This is a genomic window from Kitasatospora sp. MAP5-34 (assembly GCF_029894335.1).
Lineage (GTDB): Bacteria > Actinomycetota > Actinomycetes > Streptomycetales > Streptomycetaceae > Kitasatospora.
Genome location: NZ_JARXZC010000016.1, coordinates 15,269 through 34,993, shown reverse-complemented (window position 1 = coordinate 34,993; position 19,725 = coordinate 15,269). Strand labels below are relative to the sequence as shown.

Genomic DNA, 19,725 nt, shown 5'->3' with positions numbered 1-19,725 from the left:
GCCGGAGCACGCCACTGGAGCACGCCCCCGGAGCACGCCCCCGAGTCAGGTCGAGGCCAGGGCCTCGGTGGGGGTGAGCCGTGAGGCGCGGATCGACGGGTAGACGCCCGCCACCACGCCGACCACGACCGCCCCGCCGATGCCGCCGAGCAGCGCTTGGAGCGGGATGACCAGCGGCCAGCCCTGGTAGGTGGCGTAGCCGAAGGTCACGAGGGCACCGATGACGGTGCCGGCGATTCCCCCGAGCCCGGACAGCGCCACCGACTCGGTGAGGAACTGGCCACGGATCTGCCCTCGGTTGGCGCCCAGTGCCCGGCGCAGTCCGATCTCCTTGCGCCGCTCCAGCACCGAGATGACCATGGTGTTGGCCACGCCGATACCCCCGACCAGCAGGGCCACACCCGCAAGGCCGAGGAACAACGCGGAGAAGGCGGTCTGGGTGTCCCTTTTCGCGGCCAGCGCATCGGAGGGCCGGCTGACCTGCACCAGGTCCGGCTGCTGCGGATCGATGGTGGCGGGCATCACCGCGCGTACCGCTTCGATCTGTGCTTCCTGGGCTTGGACGTAGATCACGGTGGGGTTGCCGTTGAAGCCCAGCTGCGCCTTCGCGGCGTCCCAGCCGACCAGCACCGAGTGGTCGATGTCCGGAGCCAGCGGCACCGGGGCGAGGATCCCGATGACGGTGAACCAGTGGTTGTCGATGTAGACCTGCGGGGCGGGCCGATCGGGCGGCAGCGTGGTGATGCCGAGTCGGGACGCGGCCGCCGAGCCCAGCACCGTGGTGGGGAACCGCTCGGTGGCCGCGTCGAGGAAGCGGCCCGACCGCACCTTGCCGTTGATCGCCTGCAGCAGGTTCAGCTTGCCTGCCAGTACGGCGAGGCCGGTGTCGTTGTCGGGGTCGACCTTGTCGGAGCGTGCGACGACGGTGTTGGTGTTGGCGACCGCACTGGCGATGGTCACCGGGCCGATCCGGGCGACCATGTCCGGCGATTCGGGCGGGAAGACCACCGGAGGGTTCTGGCCGGGGTCGGCCGTGGCCTGCAGCATGTTGGTGCCCAGCGCCGACAGCCGGTCCAGCAGGGCCTTCTGACTGGACGCCGGAATGCCCATGACGATGATCATCGTGGCGATGCCGATGGAGATACCCAGGGCCGACAGCGCCGCCCGCGCCTTCCGGGTGCGGATGCCCAGCAGTCCGAGTCCGAGAATGTCGGCCGGGGCCAACCGCACCGGCTTGGTCCGGTTCGCCACGGACCTGCTGACGGACCCGCCGACGGACCTGCTGTGGGTGTCGCCCTTGTGGGAGCCGCCGCTGTGGGTGCCGCTGTTGTGGGTGCCGCTGTTGTGGGAGCCGCCGCTGCTCATGCGCTGATCCCGGTACGGCTGTCGGACACCAGGCGCCCGTCCAGGATGGATATCTGACGTGGCATCAGTTCTGCGATACCTCGGTCGTGGGTGATGATCGCGATGGTGGTTCCCTCGTCGTTCAGCTTGGTCAGCAGAGCCAGGACCGCTCTGCCGTTGGCGGTGTCCAGGGCGCCGGTCGGCTCGTCCGCGAGCACCAGGGCGGGCTCGTTGACCAACGCCCGGGCGATCGCCACCCGCTGCCGCTCGCCGCCGGAGAGCTGGTGCGGCAGGTGCCCGACCCGGTGCGCCAGACCGACCCGGCCCAGCGCTTCCAACGCCAGTGGACCCCGTCGGCGGCGTGGCACTCCGGCGTAGAGCAGCCCGGTGGCCACGTTCTCCGCAGCGCTGAGCCCGTCCGTGAGGTGGAACTGCTGGAACACGAAGCCCAGCCAGCGTCCGCGCAGCGCGGACAGCCGGCGGTCGGAGAGCTGGGCGATGTCGTGGCCGCCTATCTCGACCGTGCCGCTGGTCGGCCGGTCCAAGGTGCCCATGATGTTGAGCAGGGTGGACTTTCCCGAGCCGGACGGTCCGAGGATGGCCAGCAGTTCACCCTCGTCGATGGTCAGCGAGACGTCGTCCAGGGCCCGGACTCCGCCCGGATAGGCCATCGCGGCCCCGCGCACCACAAGCACCGGAGTCATGAGGTGGTCACCACCTGGGTACCCTCCGCGATGCCGTTGCCGGTGATCGCCACCAGGCCCATCGCGAACATGCCGGTCTGGACCGCCACCAGCCCGCCGCTCCGGAGTTGCACGGCGTAGCCGCCGCCACTGAGCGCGAGGAGCGCGGCGACGGGAACGGCCAGCACCCCGGCCGCCGTCCCCGACACGAAGGCCACCTGGACGGTGGCCGAGTCGAAGCTCTTCACCGCCGAGGGGTCGTCGATGGCCACGGTCACAGTGACCGTGGGCGGGCTGTTCGGCCCGCCACCCGAACCCGAACCGCTTCCGGCGCTTCCTTGGACGGCAGTACCGATGCCGCTGACCGTGCCCGGTGTCGCCGAGTTGTCGGGCAGGGTGATGGTCACCTTGTCGCCCTGCTTGATCGAGCCGACATTCGCCGCATCCACCGGCACGGTCACCACCTTGCCGGTCGGCGTGACCGACATCAGCGCCTCGGTCCCCGGCCTGCCGAGCTGCGTCTGCAGGGTGCCGATCCGGATCTCGCCCGGCAGCACCACCACGTCGCCGATGCCGAGGCTTCCCGTCGGCTGCAGGCCGACGGCCTTCTGCCAACGCTTGATCGCGGCGATCAGGGACTTGGTGACAACCCCGTCGCCCGATTCCACCGTGATCCGGGTCGGCGCCCCCGGCGTGCCGCCGCCGGCGCTCGGAGCGGTCGGCCCGCCGCTGGGCGCGCTTGTGCCGCCCGTGGTCGGCGCTGTGCTCGCCCCGCCGGACGGGCTCGTGCTGCCCAACGCCTGCTCGGCCGCCGGCTGGGTGATCACGGTTCCGGCTCTCGGCTGCGACCCGACGTCGTAGCCGAGGGCCTGTAGGTTGCTGGCGACCACCTCGACGTCCCGACCCACCAGGCCGGGCCTGTCGAGGGATCGGAACAGCGGCGTTCCGCCGTAGAAGAGCGGCACCGGCAAGTCGTTCACCCGGTACAGCTGCTGACCCCTGGTCACGGTGGTTCCAGCGGCGGGCAGCGCGGTGATGATGCCCTGCTTGGCACCCGTCAGTGTCTGCGGCGTGCCGAAACCCAGGGTGCCGCTCATGCTCCGGGTGTTCGACAGGTCCGTCCTGACCACGGCGATCGTCCGCACCTGCGCGGCGCTACTCGCGACTGCGGACGGCTTTCCCCGGCTGCTCAGGCCCACCGCGCCCGCTCCGATGCCGACTGTCACGGCAAGGGCGACGATCACGGCCACGCGCCGCTTCCGGGTGCGACGCGGGGGTGGCTCGGTGGCAGCGCCGTCGTCGATGTCGGCGCTCCCGGTGTCAGTGCCCGCTGCCATTGAACGCCTCCACCTTGCAGGCCGATATCACCTGGTCCTGCTGTGCCTTGGGCATCGTCGGCGTCCCGTCGTAGCTCCACCCGCTGTTCCCGCTGCCCGCAGTGCCATAGGCCTTGACCTTCAACCCCTTGTTGTTGATGCAGTTGACCCAGGCGCTGAAATCGGCGCTGAAGTTCGGGTTCTGCTTCGGGTCCGTCTGCGGCGGTACCACTGGCATCTTGGGCAGGCAGGCCGTCTTGGCGGCCTGGGGGATGACGGCGTCTGCGGCCGGCTGCTTGTACGAGGGCTGTCCGGGGTAGGAGATCCCGCCCGTCAGGGGGACTCCGTTGGCACCCAGGCAGGCGAAGTAGCTGCCCCAGAGCTGTGCGTCGCGCGCGTTCGTGTCGTCCAGCCGCTCCTGGGGGCGGTCGGCGGTGGACCCGGGGTCCGGGGCACCGGAGGCCGCGCCGGTCGCGGGGGACGCACCTGCGGCGGGCGAGCTCGGAGCTGCGGTGCTCGGCAGCGCGGCCACGGCGGAGACCTGTCCGCTGCTCTGCGCGCCCGAGCCGGCACCGCACGCCGTCAGCGCGGCCAGCGGGACCAGCAGAGCAGCGGAAAGCACGGCGGTCCGCAGCGTCCGGCGCTCTGTACGGCGCTCTGGGCGGCGCTGGGAACGATCATCAGTTGACTTCGGCATGGCTGCGATGATCGCCAACAGATATGAAGGACCTGTCAGGATGTCTTTCGATTCCGATGACCTGATGGCAGGTCACGCCACCGGGCCGGAACACTGGCTCACCTATGATCGAAAACGTGAGCGCATATGTCCTGGTGGCCGAGGACGACCCGAAGCAGGCCGAGCTCATCCGCCGCTATCTGGAGCGGGAGGGCCACACCGCCGCCGTCGTCCACGACGGACGCGCGGCGATCGACGAGGTCCGGCGGCGTGAACCGGACCTGCTCGTCGTCGATGTGATGATGCCCCGGGTGGACGGCCTCGACGTGTGCCGCATCCTGCGCCGCGAGTCCGAACTCCCGATCCTGATGCTGACCGCCCGGTCCGCCGAGGACGACCTGCTGCTCGGACTCGACCTGGGCGCCGACGACTACATGACCAAACCGTTCAGCCCCCGTGAGCTGATGGCCCGGGTGCGCGTCCTGCTCCGACGCTCGCAGCGGGCGCAGACCCAGAGCCCGGCCGACCCGGTGCTGCGGGTCGGCGAGCTCACGGTGGACCCCGACCGCCACGAGGTTCGCATCGCCGGGAGCCAAGTGCCGTGCACACCAGGGGAGTTCGAGCTGCTCCGCACCCTGGCCGAGCACCCCGAGCAGGTCTTCAGCCGGGCGCAACTCCTGGGCGGCATCGGCGGGTTCGGCCAGTACATCTCCGAACGGACCATCGACGTGCACATCATGAACCTGCGCAAGAAGGTCGAACCCGACCCCCGGCACCCGGTGCGCCTGCTGACCGTCTTCGGGGTCGGCTACAAGCTCACCGACGGCACGGGCGGCCGCCACCGTGCGCCGTAGGGTACCGCTGCGCAAGAGCCTGCTGGTCAGGCTGCTGGCCGCCTCGATCCTGGTCGCCGTCTGCTCGGTCGCGGCCACCGCCTGGCTGGCGGTGAACACCACGTCACAGGAGATCCGGCAGGAACAGGTCCAGACCCTCTCCGGCGACGCCGGTATCTACGAGACCCTGCTCGGCTACGCCGCGACCCACCAGAACTGGGACGGCGCCGGCGCCGTGCTGGCGGACCTGACGAAACAGACGGGCCGTCATATCACCCTGACCGATCGGAGCCGCCAACCCATAGCCGGCTCCGCCGCCCCGCACGGTTCGCCCGTCCCGTCCGACGTGTCGGCGGTGATCGACCCGCTCGACGTGGACCAGAGACTGGCACCGACCGGCGGCACCACCCGCATCGACCCGCGCGCCGTCGGGCCGTTCGCCCTCTCCCCCGGAGAACGCGCCCACCTGCGCTCGGAGGCCGGTGCGACCGCCGACTGCCTGCGCACGCGCGGATTCGCCGCCGAGACCGGCACCGACCCCAGCGGCCGACCGAACGTGAGCGTCGCCGGGCTCGCCCCCGACGACAGCACCTCGAGCACCTGCGCCCTCCCCCGACTGTCCGCTCCCACCCCGACCGAGCAGCAGGCTCTGAGCAGGCTCGGCGAGCTGGTCGACGCCTGTCTGTCGCCCCAGGGGCTGGGGCCGGTCAAGCTCGGCATCGGCCCCGGCGGGGTGGTGCAGAGCCCCCGGGTGACGAGCCCGGGGCAGTCCTCCGTCGGTCCCGTCACCCCGCCCGGCGCCCCCACCACCTCCCCGACGGCCGCACCCGGCGCACCGCCGAACCCGAGTGCCGACAGCGCCGATCGGGCCGTGGCGGCCTGTGTCGACTCCAGCCGCCGCCAGCAACTCGCGCCCTATGTCGCCCCCGCCGCACTGCTGTTCATCAGCGACCGGAACGGCACCGCCACCCCCGCCTTCCACCTGACCCGAGCCGGGACCCTGCGCATCGCCGGCGTCACCGGCCTGGTCCTGGCCCTCACCGTGGCGGTCTCGGTCCTCCTCGCCACCCGGCTGGTCCGGCCGCTGCGCGCGCTGACCGACGCCGCCCAGCACCCCACCGAACCGCACGCCCGCGTCCCGGTGACCGGCAACGACGAGATCGGCTACCTGGCCGCCGCGTTCAACGACCTCTCCGAACGCCGCGAGCGGATCGAGGAGCAGCGCAAGGCGATGGTCAGCGACGTCGCGCACGAACTGCGCACGCCGCTCAGCAACATCCGGGGCTGGCTGGAGGCGACCCAGGACGGCGTGGCGACCCCGGACCGGGCGTTGATCGCGTCGCTGCTGGAGGAGGCGCTGCTGCTGCAGCACATCATCGACGACCTGCGGGACCTGGCGGCGGCCGACGCCGACAGCTTCCGCCTGCACCGCGAGCCGATCCGGATCGCCGAACTCCTCGACCAGGCCGCCGCAGCCCACCGGGCCCGTGCCGAGGCCGCCGGCGTGCTCCTGAGCGTGCTGCCCATGGATGGGGAAGCGGACGGGGAAACGGACGGGGAAGCCGAGTTGACGGCCGACCCGGTGCGGCTGCGCCAAGCCGTCGGGAACCTGCTGGACAACGCCGTACGGCACACGCCGAGCGGCGGGAGTGTCACGGTCGGGGCCCGCCCGGTGGGCGACGAACTGGTCATCGAGGTGACGGACACCGGCACGGGCATCGGTCCGGATGAACTGCCCCATGTCTTCGACCGGTTCTGGCGGGCCGAGAAGTCCCGCAGCCGCCAGACCGGCGGCAGCGGCCTGGGCCTGGCCATCGTGCGCCAGCTCGCGCAGGCCCACGGCGGAACGGTGACCGCGACCAGCCGGCCCGGGGAGGGCGCGGTCTTCACCCTGCGGCTGCCGAGAACCGGTTACTGATCAGGACGCCAGTCGCAGAGCCGCGTCGTCCTGCCACTTGAGGACCTTGTCGAAGCTCACGATGGCGCCGCGCAGCGGGTGGTTGCGGAGCTGGACGTGGTCGGTGAGGGCGTGGATCAGGAAGAGGCCCCGGCCGCTCTCCGCGTTGAGGTCGGGGAGGGTGTCCAGGTCCGGCAGGCAGGTCGCGGTGGGCGTGGGGCGGACGGCCGACAGGACGTGGGTGTCGTACGGGGCCGGGCGGTCACTGCGCGGGCGGGCGGCCGTCAGCGCCGGGGCGGGCAGGGTGGCGCGGCCTCGCCGGGTACGGTTCCGGCCGCCGGGGCGGACGGACGGGACGGGCTGGCGGCGCAGCCGGGGCAGTGGCGGCTGCGGGGCGGCGGGCACGGCCGACGGCAGCCCGGGGCCGGAGTCGATCACCTCGATGCGCAGCCGGTCGCCCGAAATCGACGCGGTGACCTGGAAGCCCTCGTCGGGCCGGCCGCCGACGGCGTGCTCGACGGCGTTGGCGCACGCTTCGGTGAGGGCGATGCCGAGGTCGTACGAGACCTGCGGGTCCACGCCGGCACTGTCCATCGCGCCGAGCAGGATGCGCCGGGCCAACGGGACGCTGGCCGGGTCGCGCTTGAGGTGCAGAGTCCACCAGATGTCCACGGGAGGTCCCTCCTGGCTGCGGCTCCACATACAACTAGGTATCTCCGACCGATCAGGCGGTGAATCGTGTCGTGGGCCCGGGATCGCCCGTTCGGCGGATGGACTGGGGCTGAAGGGTGTGCCGATCGGCGCACGGGTCGGCGTGCACGCCGGGGCCGAACGGAGCAATGAGATGAATTTCCTCGACCCTCCCTGAGGCCTGGATGTAGGCGGTGAGAGGATGAGCCGGCCATGAACGTCGACCACACCGCCCCGCGCACCGGCGCCGCCGCGCCGCGCTCCCGGACGCACGGAGCGCCGGTCGCTGCCGCCGCCTGGGATCTGCGGATCGCGCGTGCGGTGCCGTTCGCCCTGGTGTGCACCCTGGTCGCCGCCGCCGGGCACGCCCTGGGCGGTGGCGGTGAGGTGGCGGTGCCCGCGCTCGTGGCCGGTTTCGCCGTGGTCTGCGCGCTCGCCGCGCTGCTCGGCGGGCGGGAGCGCTCGCTGCTCGCGATCTCCGGCGCGCTCGGCGCCGGTCAGTTCGGGCTGCACCTGCTGTTCCACAACCTCCCCGGCTTCGGCTTCGCAACAGCCATGCCGGGCATGGGCGGGGGCGTGGGAATGGGCGGCGCCATGACGCTCCCCCAGGTCGCCGGCCGGCTGCTCTGCCACGACTCGCCGCACGGCGGGCTCACCCTCGTACCGCTGGACACCACCCCGGAGCAGGTGGTGCGCGCCGCCGGTCTCGACCCGCAGGCGTACACGGCCACCGCCGCCGTCCCGCACCCGGGCCTGCTCGGGATGTCCACCGCGATGCTGCTCGGCCACCTCGCCGCCGCCCTGCTGGCCGGCTGGTGGCTGCGCCGTGGCGAGGCCACGCTCTGGCGGCTGGTCCGGCTGACCGCGACCGTCGCCCAGGAGTACGCCGCCCCGCTGCGGACGGCGTTCGCGCTGCTTGCGGCCCTGCTGCTCGGCACCGCCACCGACCGCCGCCCGACCGGGCCCGGCCCGGAGCGCGCCGAGGACTGGCGGCTGCCCGTCGCCGCCGCACTGCGGCACAGCCTGATCCGGCGGGGCCCGCCGGTGGCCGCGTTCGCGCGCTGACCACGGCTCCCACGGGAGCTCGGGTCGCGCGCCCGCGCAGCCGGACGGGTCGTCATTCGACGCACCCGGGACGGCCTCACCCGCAGCCCCTGCGCACGCGCGCCGCTCCCGCGGCCTGCCGCGTGCCCGTCTCCGTCGGAGAACTTCATATGCGTACCACTCCTGCCCGCCGCCTCGCCGCTGTCGCCGCCGTCGCCGGATCGGCCGTCATCGCGCTGACCGCCCCCGCCTTCGCGCACGTGACCGTTCAGCCCGGCGCCGCCACCCAGGGCGGCTACACCGCCGTCGCCTTCCGGGTGCCGGACGAGAGCGACACCGCGAGCACCACCAAGATCGAGGTTTCGCTGCCGCTCGACCACCCGCTCTCGTCGGTACGCACCATGCCGCTGCCGGGCTGGACGGCGACCCTGGAGAAGACCAAGCTCGACAAGCCGGTCAAGACCGAGAGCGGCGAGATCACCGAGGCGGTCTCCAAGATCACCTGGACCGCCGACGCCACCGGCAAGGTCGGTCCCGGTCAGTTCCAGGAGTTCAAGGTCTCGCTCGGCCCGCTGCCCACCGACGCAGACTCGATGACCTTCAAGGCCCTGCAGACGTACGACAACGGCCAGGTCGTCCGCTGGATCGACGAGGCCAAGGACGGCCAGCCCGAGCCGGCCCACCCCGCGCCCGTGCTGACCCTCGCCAAGGCCGCCGCCGGCGTCGGCGGCCACCAGATGGGCGGCGCCTCGGCGGTCACCGCCTCGCAGGACGGCAAGACATCCGACACGGCGGCCGCCAAGTCCTCCGACTCCACCGCCCGTACCCTCGGCGTGGTCGGCATCGTCGTCGGCGTGGCCGGGGCCGCGCTGGGCGTGGCCGGTCTGCGTCGCAAGAGCAGCTCCGCCACCTCCTGACACCCCGTCGGCCGGGGCCGCGTACCCCCACAGCAGGGCACGCGGCCCCGGCCGGCCGCAGCAGCCCACGATCGGACTCACCCATGGCACGCAGCACCACCCCCCGCCTGCTCGGCGCCGCCGCCCTCGTACTGGCCGCCGCGCTCTCCCTCACCGCCTGCGGATCGAGCTCCGGCGGCTCCGGCGGCAACTCCGACGGCAGCGTCACCGTCACCAAGGAGAGCAGCAACTCCCCCTACCAGGGCACCCTGCTGACCAACCACTTCGACAAGCCCGACCTGGTCATGAACGACACGTCCGGGCAGCCCTTCGACCTGCGCAAGCAGACGGCGGGCCACCCCACGCTGCTCTTCTTCGGCTACACCAGCTGCCCGGACGTCTGCCCGACGACCATGGGCGACATCGGGGTGGCGATGTCCAAGCTCTCCCCCGAGGACCAGAAGAAGATCGACGTGGTCTTCGTCTCCACCGACCCCGCCCGGGACACCCCGAAGGTGCTGCGCACCTGGCTGGACTCGTTCGGGAAGAGCGTCGTGGGGCTCACCGGTGACCTGGAGAAGGTCAAGGCGGCCGCCAAGCCGCTCGGCATCATGGTCGAGGACCCGGTCGTGAACAAGGACGGCACGGTCACCTCCACCCACGGCGCCCAGGTGCTGGCCTTCCTCCCGTCCGACGACAAGGCGCACCTGCTCTACCTGAGCAACAGCTCCGTCGACACCTACGCGCACGATCTGGCGCTGCTCGCCAAGGGGGTCCCGGCATGAGCCGCCGGTTCCGGCGCAGCGCGCTGATCGGCTCGGGGCTCGCCACCGTGCTCGTCGCGGGGACCGTCCTGGTCGCCTGCAGCCCGGGCACCTCGGGCGACAGCAACGTCGCCGTCACCGGCGCCTACATCCCGCTGCCCGCCACTCCGGGCGGGATGGCGGCGGGGTACCTGACCGTCCAGAACATCGGCTCCGGCGCCGACCAGCTGGTCAAGGTCAGCTCACCGGGAGCCAAGTCGGTCACCATGCACCGCTCGACCGACACCACGATGGAGGAGGTCGGCGCCCTCCCCGTGGCGGCACACGGCAAACTCCTGCTGGAACGCGGCGGCAACCACCTGATGATCATGGGCTGGACGAAGGCACCCGCCGTCGGCGACGTGCTGGAGCTCGACCTGACCTTCGCCAGGGGCCGGACCATCTCCGTCCAGGCACCGGTCAAACCCCTCACCTACCGACCAGGGAGCTAGCTCAAGATGCTGAAGAGGCTTGGTGCCCTACTCGCAGCGCTCGGCGCAGCGGTGGTCCTGCTGATCGGCGGTGCCGGTACGGCCTCCGCCCACGCCGCGCTGGTCTCCACCGACCCGGCGGAGAACTCGGTGGTCCCCACCGCGCCCTCCGCCGTGACGCTGACGTTCAGTGAGGGCGTCACGCTCTCCTCGGACTCGGTACGGGTGCTCAGCCCCGACGGCAAGGCGGTGGACACCGGCAATCCGGGCCATGCGGACGGCAAGTCCGACACCGCCCAGGTCGGCCTGAACAGCGGCCTGGCCAACGGCACTTACACCGTCGCCTGGCGCGCGGTCTCGGAGGACTCGCACCCCGTCGGCGGCGCGTTCACCTTCTCGATCGGCGCCGCGTCGACCACCACGGTCTCCGCCGACGCCGTCCAGGGCGGAAAGGCGGACAGCCTGGTCGCCGCCGTCTACGGCACCGGCCGGGTCGTCGCGTACGCCGCGTTCGCGCTGCTGGCCGGGGTCGCCGCGTTCGTGCTGATCTGCTGGCCGAAGGGCGCGACGGTCGCCAAGGTGCAGCGGCTGCTGATGACCGGCTGGGTGGCGCTGCTGGTCGCCACCGTCGCCGTCCTGCTGCTGCGCGGACCGTACGAGCGGGGCACCGGGCTCGGCCAGGCGCTGGACCTCACCCTGGTCCGCGCGACCCTGGAGGAGCGGATCGGCACGGCGCTCTCGGCGCGGCTGCTGCTGCTCGCGGCGGGCGGCGTCTTCCTCTCCCTGCTGGTCGGGCAGCTCGGACAGCAGCCCGACCCGGCGGAGGCCCCCGGGGACACCAAGGACACCGAGGACGAGGACGACGAGCTGCGCCTGCTGGAGCGCCGCGCCGCCGAACGCCCGCTGCGGGACGCCCGGCTCGGCCTCGGCGTCGCCGGGCTGGTGCTCGCCGTCGCGCTCTCCGCCACCTGGGTCGGCGCGGACCACGCCGCAGTCGGCATCCAGGTCTGGCTCGCCCTGCCCGCCGGGGTGCTGCACCTGCTGGCGATGGCCCTCTGGCTCGGCGGGCTCGCCACCCTGCTGGTGGGGCTGCGGAACGGTCTGGAGGTCGCCGCCGTCGAGCGCTTCTCCAAGCTGGCCTTCGGCTCGGTCGCGGTGCTGGTGGTCACCGGCGTCTACCAGTCCTGGCGCGGCCTCGGCTCGTGGAGTGCGCTGGTCGACACCGAGTACGGGCGGCTGTTGCTGATCAAGACCGGGTGCGTGGCCGTGCTGGTCGGTGTGGGGTGGCTCTCCCGGGGTTGGGTGGCCAAGCTGCGGGCGGCCACGGCGGACACCCCGGCCCTGGAGCCGGTGACCGCCGCTGTGACCACCAAGGCCGGTGCCGCGACCGAGTCGGCCGACCCGGCCCGGCAGGCCCAGCTCGCCCGCCAGCGGGCGGCCACCGTCAACGCGAAGTTGCGGCAGGCCCAGGACGGCACCCCCGCCCACGCCGGACTCCGCCGCTCGGTGCTGATCGAGGCCGCCCTCGCGGTGGCGGTGCTGGTGGTCACCACCCTGCTCACCAACTCCGCGCCCGGCCGGGTCGCCTCCGCCGCCACCCCCGCCCCGGCGGGTACGGCCGCCCCCGGCACGCCCACCGGCACCGCGAAGACCGTCGAGCTCAAGCTCCCGTACGACACCGGCGGGACGGACCCGGCCGCCAAGGGCACCGCCACGGTGACCCTGAAGCCGGCCGTCGCCGGCCAGAACACCCTGACGCTGAGCCTGGACGACCCGTCCGGGAAGCCCGTCACCGTCCCCGAGCTACAGCTCGCCTTCACCTTGCCCGACCGGGACCTCGGGCCGCTGCCCGCCTCGCTGCTGCCGACCGCCACCGGACGCTGGTCCGGCACGGCGCAGCTGCCGCTGGCGGGCGACTGGGTGGTGTCGGTGACCGTACGGTCGTCCGACATCGACCAGACCACCGTGACCAAGTCGGTGAAGATCGGATGACCGGACCGGGCATGGGGTTCTCCCGGCGGGCGGTGCTCGGCGGGGCCGGGGCCGGGCTGGCGGCCGGTGCCGTCGGCGGGGTGCTGGGCGGGCAGGTGCTGGGCGGGCAGGTGCTGGGCGGCCGGGCGGTGGCGACCACCCCCGGCCCGCCGCCGCTCGGCCGGGCGGTGATCCCGTTCCACGGGACCCACCAGGCCGGGATCCTGCAGACCCAGCAGGCCCGGGTGCAGCTGGCCGCCTTCGACCTGACGGCCACCGGCAGCGCCGGGCGGGACGGGCTGCGGCAGCTGATGCAGCGCTGGTCGGACACCGCCGCCCGGCTGTCGCGCGGCGAACCCGCCGGGGAGCACGAGAACCAGATCGCGACGGACGCGGGCCCCTGCGCGCTGACCGTCACCTTCGGCTTCGGCCACTCGCTGTTCGACCGGACCGGGCTGACCGCCCAGCGCCCGCCCGCGCTCACCCCGCTGCCGTCCTTCCCCGAGGACGCGCTCGACCCGGCGCGCGGCGACGGCGACCTCTGGGTGCAGATCGGGGCGGACGACGCCCTCGTCGCCTTCCACGCGCTGCGGGTGCTCCAGCAGCAGGCCGCCGGGGCGGCCACCCTCCGCTGGCAGATGAGCGGCTTCAGCCGCACGCCCGGCGCCACCGACCGCGCCATGACGGGCCGCAACCTGATGGGCCAGGTGGACGGCACCAACAACCCCAGGGCCGGCGAGCCGGACTTCACCGCGAAGGTCTTCGCCGACGGCCCCGGCTGGCTGGCCGGCGGCTCGTACGCGGTGTTCCGGCGGATCCGGATGCTGCTGGACAACTGGGAGAACCTGCCCACAGATCGCCAGGAACGGGTGATCGGCCGCCGCAAGTCCGACGGCGCGCCGCTCTCCGGCGGCACCGAGTCCACCCCCGTCGACCTGACGAAGCAGAACCCCGACGGCATCCTCGCGATCCCCGCCGACGCGCACATCAGGATCGCCGCCCCCGCCTCCAACGGCGGGGCCGCCATGCTGCGCCGGGGCTTCTCGTACCAGGACGGGCTGCTGCCGGACGGCTCGCTGGACGCCGGGCTGCTCTTCGTCGCCTTCCAGGCCGACCCGGTGCGCGGGTTCGTCCCCGTCCAGCGCAGGCTGGCGCGCGGCGACAGCCTGTCCCGCTTCCTACGGCACGAGGCGAGCGGGCTGTACGCCGTACCGCCGGGTGCGCCGGAGGGCGGGTACGTGGGGCAGCCGCTGCTGGAGAGCTGACCGGGCTCTCCCCGGTACGGGACCGGGCTGCCCGGCAGGCGGAACGCCGCGATGCCGGGCGCCCGGACTGGCTAAGGTGGCAAGTCGGGTACCCCCGGGCACTCGGCTCGTTTCGGCACCACCCTTTCGCACCTTTCGCACGGAGGCGGCATGTCGGCCACCCGCTACACCTATCTCGGGCCTGCGGGCACCTTCACGGAGGCCGCGCTGCGCACCCTGCCCGAGGCCGCGACCCGGGAGCTGGTGCCGATGGCCTCGGTACCGGCCGTTCTGGACGCCGTACGGGCCGGCGAGGCCGCCGGGGCGTTCGTGCCGGTGGAGAACTCCGTCGAGGGCGCCGTCACCGCGACCAGTGACGAGCTGGCCGGTGGCACGCCGCTGATGATCTACCGCGAGGTGCTGCTGCCGATCGCCTTCGCGCTGCTGGTGCGTCCCGGCACCGAGCTGGCGGACATCAAGACCGTCACCAGCCACCCGGTCGCCCAGCCCCAGGTCCGCCGCTGGAGCGCCGCCCACCTGCCGGACGCCCGCTGGGAGGCCTCCGCCTCCAACGCCGACGGCGCCCGGCTGGTGCAGGAGGGCCGGTTCGACGGTGCCTTCGCGGGTGACTTCGCCGCGCCGCTGTACGGGCTCGACGTGCTGGTCAACGAGATCCACGACGCCGCGAACGCGACCACCCGCTTCGTCCTGGTCGGGCGGCCCGGCCGGGTCTCCTCGCCGACCGGCTCGGACAAGACCTCGATGGTGGTCTGGCTGCCGGACGACCACCCGGGCGCGCTGCTGGAGCTGCTGCAGGAGTTCGCGGTGCGCGGGATCAACCTGATGCGGATCGAGTCCCGGCCGACCGGCGGCGGGCTCGGCAACTACTGCTTCCTGATCGACTGCGAGGGGCACCTCAGCGAGCGGCGGGTGAGCGAGGCGCTGATGGGGCTGAAGCGGATCTGCCCGAAGGTGCGTTTCCTGGGTTCGTACCCCCGGGCCGACGAAGGACGTCAGTCGTTCCGTCGCGCGGGGACCTCGGACGAGGATTTCAGCGCGGCGGCCGACTGGCTCTCCCGCTGCCTGGACGGGCGCGGCGAACTCTGACCGCTGTCGGGTGACCTGCTCCGGGGTGGTGCTCGGGCTGAAGCTATCCGACCGACTCTGATCGAATTCGGCAGAATCTGCCGTTTTTCGACACGCGGGTGAGTTCACCCGCGCGGTGGAGCGACCGCCCGTGGCGCTGCCCAGGGCTTGTCCACAGGCCCGGAGCTCCGTCCACAGGCGGGCGGAGTGGAAAGTTATCCACAGTTATCCACAGGTCGGGGGCGAGTCGACAAACCGGCATATCCACTGGAGAACCGGTCAGATCATCAGCTAGCAGACCAGACTCGACCAATCGGGCCAGAGTCACCCGTGATCCAGCAAATCACCCGTCCGAGTGCGCTAATTCCCTCGCCTGAGAAGGTGAATCGGGGTTTCAAACCTCAATTCCTCTACAGACGGGCGTTCAGTCCCTCACATTCCATCGATCCACAGCCCCCGCCGAACTCCTGTGGATAAGGCCCCTCCCGGGGCCGGTTATCCACAAGATGAGGCGGGTTATCCACAGGCGGGACCCACGGCCCGGCGGCAGAGCTGGGGCAGGATGCCAGATATCGGGACAGAAAGCGACATACGGGACGGGCCTCGCGACCGCACATCACCGGAGAAACCCGTTCCTGTAGCGGCCCCTCTCCCCGGTAGGCTGGGCCCCGTGATTGACCTTCGCCTGCTTCGTGAGGACCCAGACCGAGTGCGCGCCTCGCAGCGCGCCCGTGGTGAGGACGTCGACCTGGTCGACGCCCTTCTCTCCGCCGACGAACGGCGCCGGTCGTCGGGCAGTCGCTTCGACGAGCTCCGCAACGAGCAGAAGTCGCTCGGCAACCAGATCCGCAGCGCCCAGGGCGACGAGAAGGCCGCGCTGCTCAAGCGCGCCTCCGAGCTGGCCGCCGAGGTCAAGGCCGCCGACGCGGCCCAGACCGAGGCCAAGGAGGAGGCCGAGCGCCTCGTCCGCTCGCTCGCCAACCTGATCGACCCGGCAGCTCCGGTCGGCGGCGAGGAGGACTTCCTCACGCTGGAGGAGATCGGCACCCCGCGCGACTTCGCCGCCGAGGGCTTCGAGCCCAAGGACCACGTCGAGCTGGGCCAGATCCTCGGCGCGATCGACACCGAGCGCGGCGCCAAGGTGGCCGGCTCGCGCTCCTACTACCTGACCGGCGTCGGCGCGCTGCTGGAGCTCGCACTCGTCAACATGGCGATGGCCCAGGCCGGCGCCGCCGGCTTCATCCCGATGATCACCCCCGCCCTGGTCCGCCCGGCTGCCATGGACGGCACCGGCTTCCTCGGCCAGGCGGCGGAGAACGTCTACTTCCTGGCGGACGACGACCGCTACCTGGTCGGCACCAGCGAGGTCCCGCTCGCCGCGTACCACATGGACGAGATCATCGACGTGGAGAAGCTACCGCTGCGCTACGCCGGGTACTCCTCCTGCTTCCGCCGCGAGGCCGGGACGTACGGCAAGGACACCCGGGGCATCATCCGGGTCCACCAGTTCGAGAAGGTGGAGATGTTCGTCTACACCACTCCGGAGGAGGCCGAGGCGGAGCACCGCCGCCTGCTCCAGTGGGAGAAGGACTTCCTGAACGCCCTCGAACTGCCCTTCCGGGTGATCGACGTCGCCTCCGGCGACCTTGGTGCCTCGGCGGCACGGAAGTTCGACATCGAGGCCTGGATCCCCACCCAGGGCAAGTACCGCGAGGTGACCTCCACCTCGAACACCACCGAGTACCAGTCCCGCCGGCTCTCCATCCGGATGCGCGAGGAGGGCGGCAAGGTCCGCCCGCTGGCGACGCTGAACGGCACCCTGGTCGCCGTCCCGCGCGTGATGGTGGCCATCCTGGAGAACCACCAGCAGGCCGACGGCTCGGTCCTGGTGCCGGAGGCGCTGCGTCCGTTCCTGGGTGGACGCACCGTTCTGGAGCCCGTCAAGTAGCACCGACCGGCAGCGGCACTGAACAGCAACTCCTTGGAGACGTACGGCAGATGAGCACCAACAGCCACCGACCCGACGTCTCCACCGGTGGCGGCCCGCCCTTCCGGCTGGTCGCCACCGACCTGGACGGCACTCTGCTGAACTCGGCGGAGACCGTCTCGGACCGTACCCGCGCCGCCCTCGCCGCCGCCGTCGCGGCCGGGGCGCTGCACATCATCGTCACCGGCCGCTCCGCGACCTGGGCCCGCCCGGTCTTCGACGAGATCGGCTACACCGGGCTCGCCGTCTGCGGCCAGGGCGCCCAGGTCTACGACGCGGGCGCACACCAGCTGCTCACCTCCGTCACCCTGGACCGGCAGCTGGCCGCGCTGGCCCTGGCGAAGATCGAGGCCGAGACCGGTCCGCTCGCGGTCGCGGCCAACGAGGACGGACTGGACGGCGGGGTGGTGGCCGGTCCCGGGTACGCGCTGCAGATCGGCTCCGAGCTGCCGCTCGTCCGGGTCGACAAGTCCGAGCTGCTCGCCAAGCCGATCAGCAAGCTCTACATCCAGCACCCCGGGCTGACCGACGACGAACTCGCCCGGATCGGCCGCGAGGTGGCGGGCGACCTGGTCGGCGTCATCATGGCCGGCCCGGGCGTGGTCGAGCTGCTGCCGCTCGGTCTGACCAAGGCCACCGGCCTCGCCGTCGCCGCCCACCGGCTGGGCGTCAAGGCGGCGCAGACCATCGCCTTCGGCGACATGCCGAACGACATACCGATGTTCGGCTGGGCCGCCCACGGCGTGGCGATGGCCAACGCCCACGAACAGCTGTTCGCCGTCGCCGACGAGGTGACCGTCAGCAACGACGAGGACGGCGTCGCGGTCGTCCTGGAACGGCTCTTCCAGACCGTCCGAGAGCCCGCCGAACCTGCTGGAACCGGCTGAACCGGCTGAACCGGCTGACTGACACCGCCGCCCGCCAGGACTGTTCCTCCTGGCGGGCGGCGGTGTCAGTGGCGGGTGACTGTCCGCCCGTCAGCCTGTCAACCCGTCACCCGTACGAGACGTTCGCGCACGGGTCGTCGTCGGCCGAGCGGGCGGCGGCGCTGACGCTGCTCGGGAGCGGGCCGGGCGCGGCTGCGGAGGCCGGCCCCGCACCACCGGAGCCGCCGGAGCCGCCCCCGTCCGCGTAGTCCTGGCCCAGCACCAGGCTGACGCCGGCCCGGGTGGCCGCCTCGACGGTGGCGCCGGGGAAGAGCGCCGCGACGGTCTGGGCTGCGGCCTTCTCACCGGGGCCGTACTGGACGACCGTGGTGGCGTGGGTCTGCGAAGCGGCGTTGCCCATGCTGGTGACGGTGAACTTCGACGCCTTGAGCGTGCCGGCCGCCTTGCCGGTCAACCCCGTCGTGGTGGTCCCGTTGTAGACGGCGACCCGGATGCCCGCGCCCTTGACCGTGCCCGGGTCGGCCGGTGCGTCGGCCGGTGTCGGCGCGGCCTGGGTGGTGGGCGGCGAGGCGGGCGCCGTGTTGCCGCCGCTGGCGTCCTGGCCGTCCAGCGTCCGGTCCGCCCGCAGCGCGGCGAACAGCTGCTCGGTGTCCGGGTGCACCAGCGCGACCCGGGGGCCCTCGTACTTCCACGGCGTGGTGATGAACTTGATGTTGTGCAGGTCGATGCTCTTCATCGACAGCGCGAAGGACATCAGGCTGGCCGCCGAGCCCAGGCCCTTGTCGACCACCAGCGACTTGGTCGCGGCATCGGCCAGCGGGAGCAGGGTGGTCGGGTCCATGCCCTTGCTCTTGACGCTCTTGATCAGCGAGGACAGGAAGGCCTGCTGACGCTTCATCCGGCCGATGTCCGAACCGTCGCCGACGCCGTGGCGCAGCCGGACGTAGTCCAGCGCCTGCTGACCGGAGACCGTCTGCTCGCCCTTGGCGAAGATCTGGTTGCCCTTGTGGCCGAGGTTGGGATCGAGGTCACCCTCGTAGATGGCGTTCGGCATGCAGACCGGGATGCCGCCGATGGCGCTGGTCATGGTGGCGAAACCCTCGAAGTTGACCACGATGGTGTGGTCGATCCGCAGGTTGGTCAGCTGCTCCAGCGCGTTCTGGGTACAGGCCGGGTTGCCCTGCTCGGTGTCGCCCACCGCGAAGGCGGAGTTGAACATGACGTTGGTCTGCGCCTTGGTCCAGCTGCCGTTGGGCAGCTTGCACGGCGGGATGCTGACCAGCGCGTCGCGCGGGATGGAGATGCCGACGGCGTGCTTGTGGTCGGCGTAGACGTGCAGCAGGATCGTGGTGTCGGAGCGCGCACCGGCGTCGCCGCCACCGCCGAGGTTCTTGTTGTCGCCGCCGCGCGAGTCGGAGCCGATCAGCAGCACGTTCACCGGGGTGTTGCCGTTGGCGTCGGCCGTGGCCGCCGCCGGGCGGTCCTTGCTCAGACCGTCGCTGGCGAAGGTGGTGATGTTGCCGTTGAGCTTGAAGTAGATCGCCCCGCTGGTGGCGGCGATCACACCGAGCGCGCCGACCGTCGTCCAGATGACGACCTTCTTGCGGTTCCCCTTCTTCTTCCCACGCCCGTTGCCCCGCGCGGCCGCCGCCTTGGCGGCCGCCCGGCCGCCGTCGACGGCCAGGCCGTCGGCACCGGGACCCCGGCCCTGCTGCGCCCGCCGGGCATCGGCCCGGCCACCCGGCCTGGGCCCGGCCGGTTGACCCGCCCGCTGCCCCGCCTGCTGTGCCGCCCGCTCTGCCGGCCGACCGGGCTCCGGAACGTGGAAGGCGTCCTCCTGCTGAGGGGCGCCGTCACTCCACCATCCGGCGTCATGGTCGGACGGTCCCGGCCTCTCGCCTGACATACGTACACCCTTCACCGGCCGACAGGAAGAA

17 protein-coding genes are annotated in these 19,725 nt (G+C 72.2%); 11 read left to right on the top strand and 6 right to left on the bottom strand.

Going from position 1 to position 19,725, the window contains the following annotated elements; all coding sequences use genetic code 11:
• Positions 1 to 45: 45 nt before the first annotated feature.
• Genes P3T29_RS15550 through P3T29_RS15535 form a run of 4 tightly spaced genes read right to left on the bottom strand, consistent with a single transcriptional unit; the run spans position 46 to position 3,965 of the window.
• Complete coding sequence (locus P3T29_RS15550; RefSeq protein WP_280717040.1) at positions 46 to 1,365, bottom strand: ABC transporter permease; 1,320 nt, start codon at positions 1,363 to 1,365, stop codon at positions 46 to 48.
• On the bottom strand, positions 1,362 to 2,048 hold the full coding sequence (locus P3T29_RS15545) for an ABC transporter ATP-binding protein (protein WP_280717039.1): 687 nt from the start codon (positions 2,046 to 2,048) through the stop codon (positions 1,362 to 1,364). Before P3T29_RS15545 ends, P3T29_RS15550 begins: the two co-directional genes overlap by 4 nt.
• On the bottom strand, positions 2,045 to 3,364 hold the full coding sequence (locus P3T29_RS15540) for a hypothetical protein (protein WP_280717038.1): 1,320 nt from the start codon (positions 3,362 to 3,364) through the stop codon (positions 2,045 to 2,047). The genes P3T29_RS15545 and P3T29_RS15540 overlap by 4 nt, the downstream gene beginning before the upstream one ends.
• Positions 3,348 to 3,965, bottom strand: a complete 618-nt coding sequence (locus P3T29_RS15535; protein ID WP_280717037.1) for a hypothetical protein — start codon at positions 3,963 to 3,965, stop codon at positions 3,348 to 3,350. The genes P3T29_RS15540 and P3T29_RS15535 overlap by 17 nt, the downstream gene beginning before the upstream one ends.
• A gap of 191 nt (positions 3,966 to 4,156) precedes the next feature.
• Between P3T29_RS15535 and P3T29_RS15530 the strand changes: the two genes are divergently transcribed.
• Both P3T29_RS15530 and P3T29_RS15525 read left to right on the top strand, forming a co-directional pair.
• Positions 4,157 to 4,873, top strand: coding sequence for a response regulator transcription factor (locus P3T29_RS15530; RefSeq protein WP_280717035.1), 717 nt, complete (start codon positions 4,157 to 4,159; stop codon positions 4,871 to 4,873).
• Positions 4,863 to 6,770 (top strand): HAMP domain-containing sensor histidine kinase, encoded by a 1,908-nt coding sequence (locus tag P3T29_RS15525; RefSeq protein WP_280717034.1) that lies wholly within the window; start codon positions 4,863 to 4,865, stop codon positions 6,768 to 6,770. The genes P3T29_RS15530 and P3T29_RS15525 overlap by 11 nt, the downstream gene beginning before the upstream one ends.
• On the opposite strand, the gene P3T29_RS15520 is transcribed toward P3T29_RS15525, so the two are convergent.
• Complete coding sequence (locus P3T29_RS15520; protein WP_280717033.1) at positions 6,771 to 7,421, bottom strand: ATP-binding protein; 651 nt, start codon at positions 7,419 to 7,421, stop codon at positions 6,771 to 6,773.
• 231 nt (positions 7,422 to 7,652) lie between these two features.
• Between P3T29_RS15520 and P3T29_RS15515 the strand changes: the two genes are divergently transcribed.
• The 9 genes from P3T29_RS15515 (at position 7,653) to P3T29_RS15475 (ending at position 17,788) form a co-directional block, all read left to right on the top strand.
• Positions 7,653 to 8,504: a hypothetical protein gene (locus P3T29_RS15515; RefSeq protein WP_280717032.1), complete on the top strand. Its 852-nt coding sequence runs from the start codon at positions 7,653 to 7,655 to the stop codon at positions 8,502 to 8,504.
• Between the two features lie 149 nt (positions 8,505 to 8,653).
• Positions 8,654 to 9,400: a YcnI family protein gene (locus tag P3T29_RS15510; protein WP_280717031.1), complete on the top strand. Its 747-nt coding sequence runs from the start codon at positions 8,654 to 8,656 to the stop codon at positions 9,398 to 9,400.
• Positions 9,401 to 9,483: 83 nt separating this feature from the next.
• The gene (locus P3T29_RS15505) at positions 9,484 to 10,164 is read left to right on the top strand and encodes an SCO family protein (RefSeq protein ID WP_280717030.1); all 681 of its coding nucleotides are present in this window, start codon (positions 9,484 to 9,486) and stop codon (positions 10,162 to 10,164) included.
• Positions 10,161 to 10,634, top strand: coding sequence for a copper chaperone PCu(A)C (locus P3T29_RS15500; RefSeq protein WP_280717029.1), 474 nt, complete (start codon positions 10,161 to 10,163; stop codon positions 10,632 to 10,634). Before P3T29_RS15505 ends, P3T29_RS15500 begins: the two co-directional genes overlap by 4 nt.
• Positions 10,635 to 10,640: 6 nt before the next feature.
• A complete protein-coding gene (locus P3T29_RS15495) occupies positions 10,641 to 12,605 on the top strand; it encodes a FixH family protein (protein ID WP_280717028.1) in 1,965 nt (654 codons plus the stop codon).
• Complete coding sequence (efeB, locus tag P3T29_RS15490) at positions 12,602 to 13,849, top strand: iron uptake transporter deferrochelatase/peroxidase subunit (protein ID WP_280717027.1); 1,248 nt, start codon at positions 12,602 to 12,604, stop codon at positions 13,847 to 13,849. The genes P3T29_RS15495 and efeB overlap by 4 nt, the downstream gene beginning before the upstream one ends.
• 150 nt (positions 13,850 to 13,999) lie before the next feature.
• Positions 14,000 to 14,935: a prephenate dehydratase gene (gene pheA / locus P3T29_RS15485; protein ID WP_280717026.1), complete on the top strand. Its 936-nt coding sequence runs from the start codon at positions 14,000 to 14,002 to the stop codon at positions 14,933 to 14,935.
• A 649-nt stretch (positions 14,936 to 15,584) separates the two neighbouring features.
• Positions 15,585 to 16,862: a serine--tRNA ligase gene (gene serS, locus P3T29_RS15480; RefSeq protein WP_280717025.1), complete on the top strand. Its 1,278-nt coding sequence runs from the start codon at positions 15,585 to 15,587 to the stop codon at positions 16,860 to 16,862.
• Between the two features lie 50 nt (positions 16,863 to 16,912).
• Entirely contained in the window at positions 16,913 to 17,788 is an 876-nt protein-coding gene (locus tag P3T29_RS15475) for an HAD family hydrolase (protein ID WP_280717024.1), read from the top strand.
• Between the two features lie 106 nt (positions 17,789 to 17,894).
• On the opposite strand, the gene P3T29_RS15470 is transcribed toward P3T29_RS15475, so the two are convergent.
• Positions 17,895 to 19,694 (bottom strand): LCP family protein, encoded by a 1,800-nt coding sequence (locus tag P3T29_RS15470; protein WP_280717023.1) that lies wholly within the window; start codon positions 19,692 to 19,694, stop codon positions 17,895 to 17,897.
• Positions 19,695 to 19,725 lie beyond the last annotated feature (31 nt).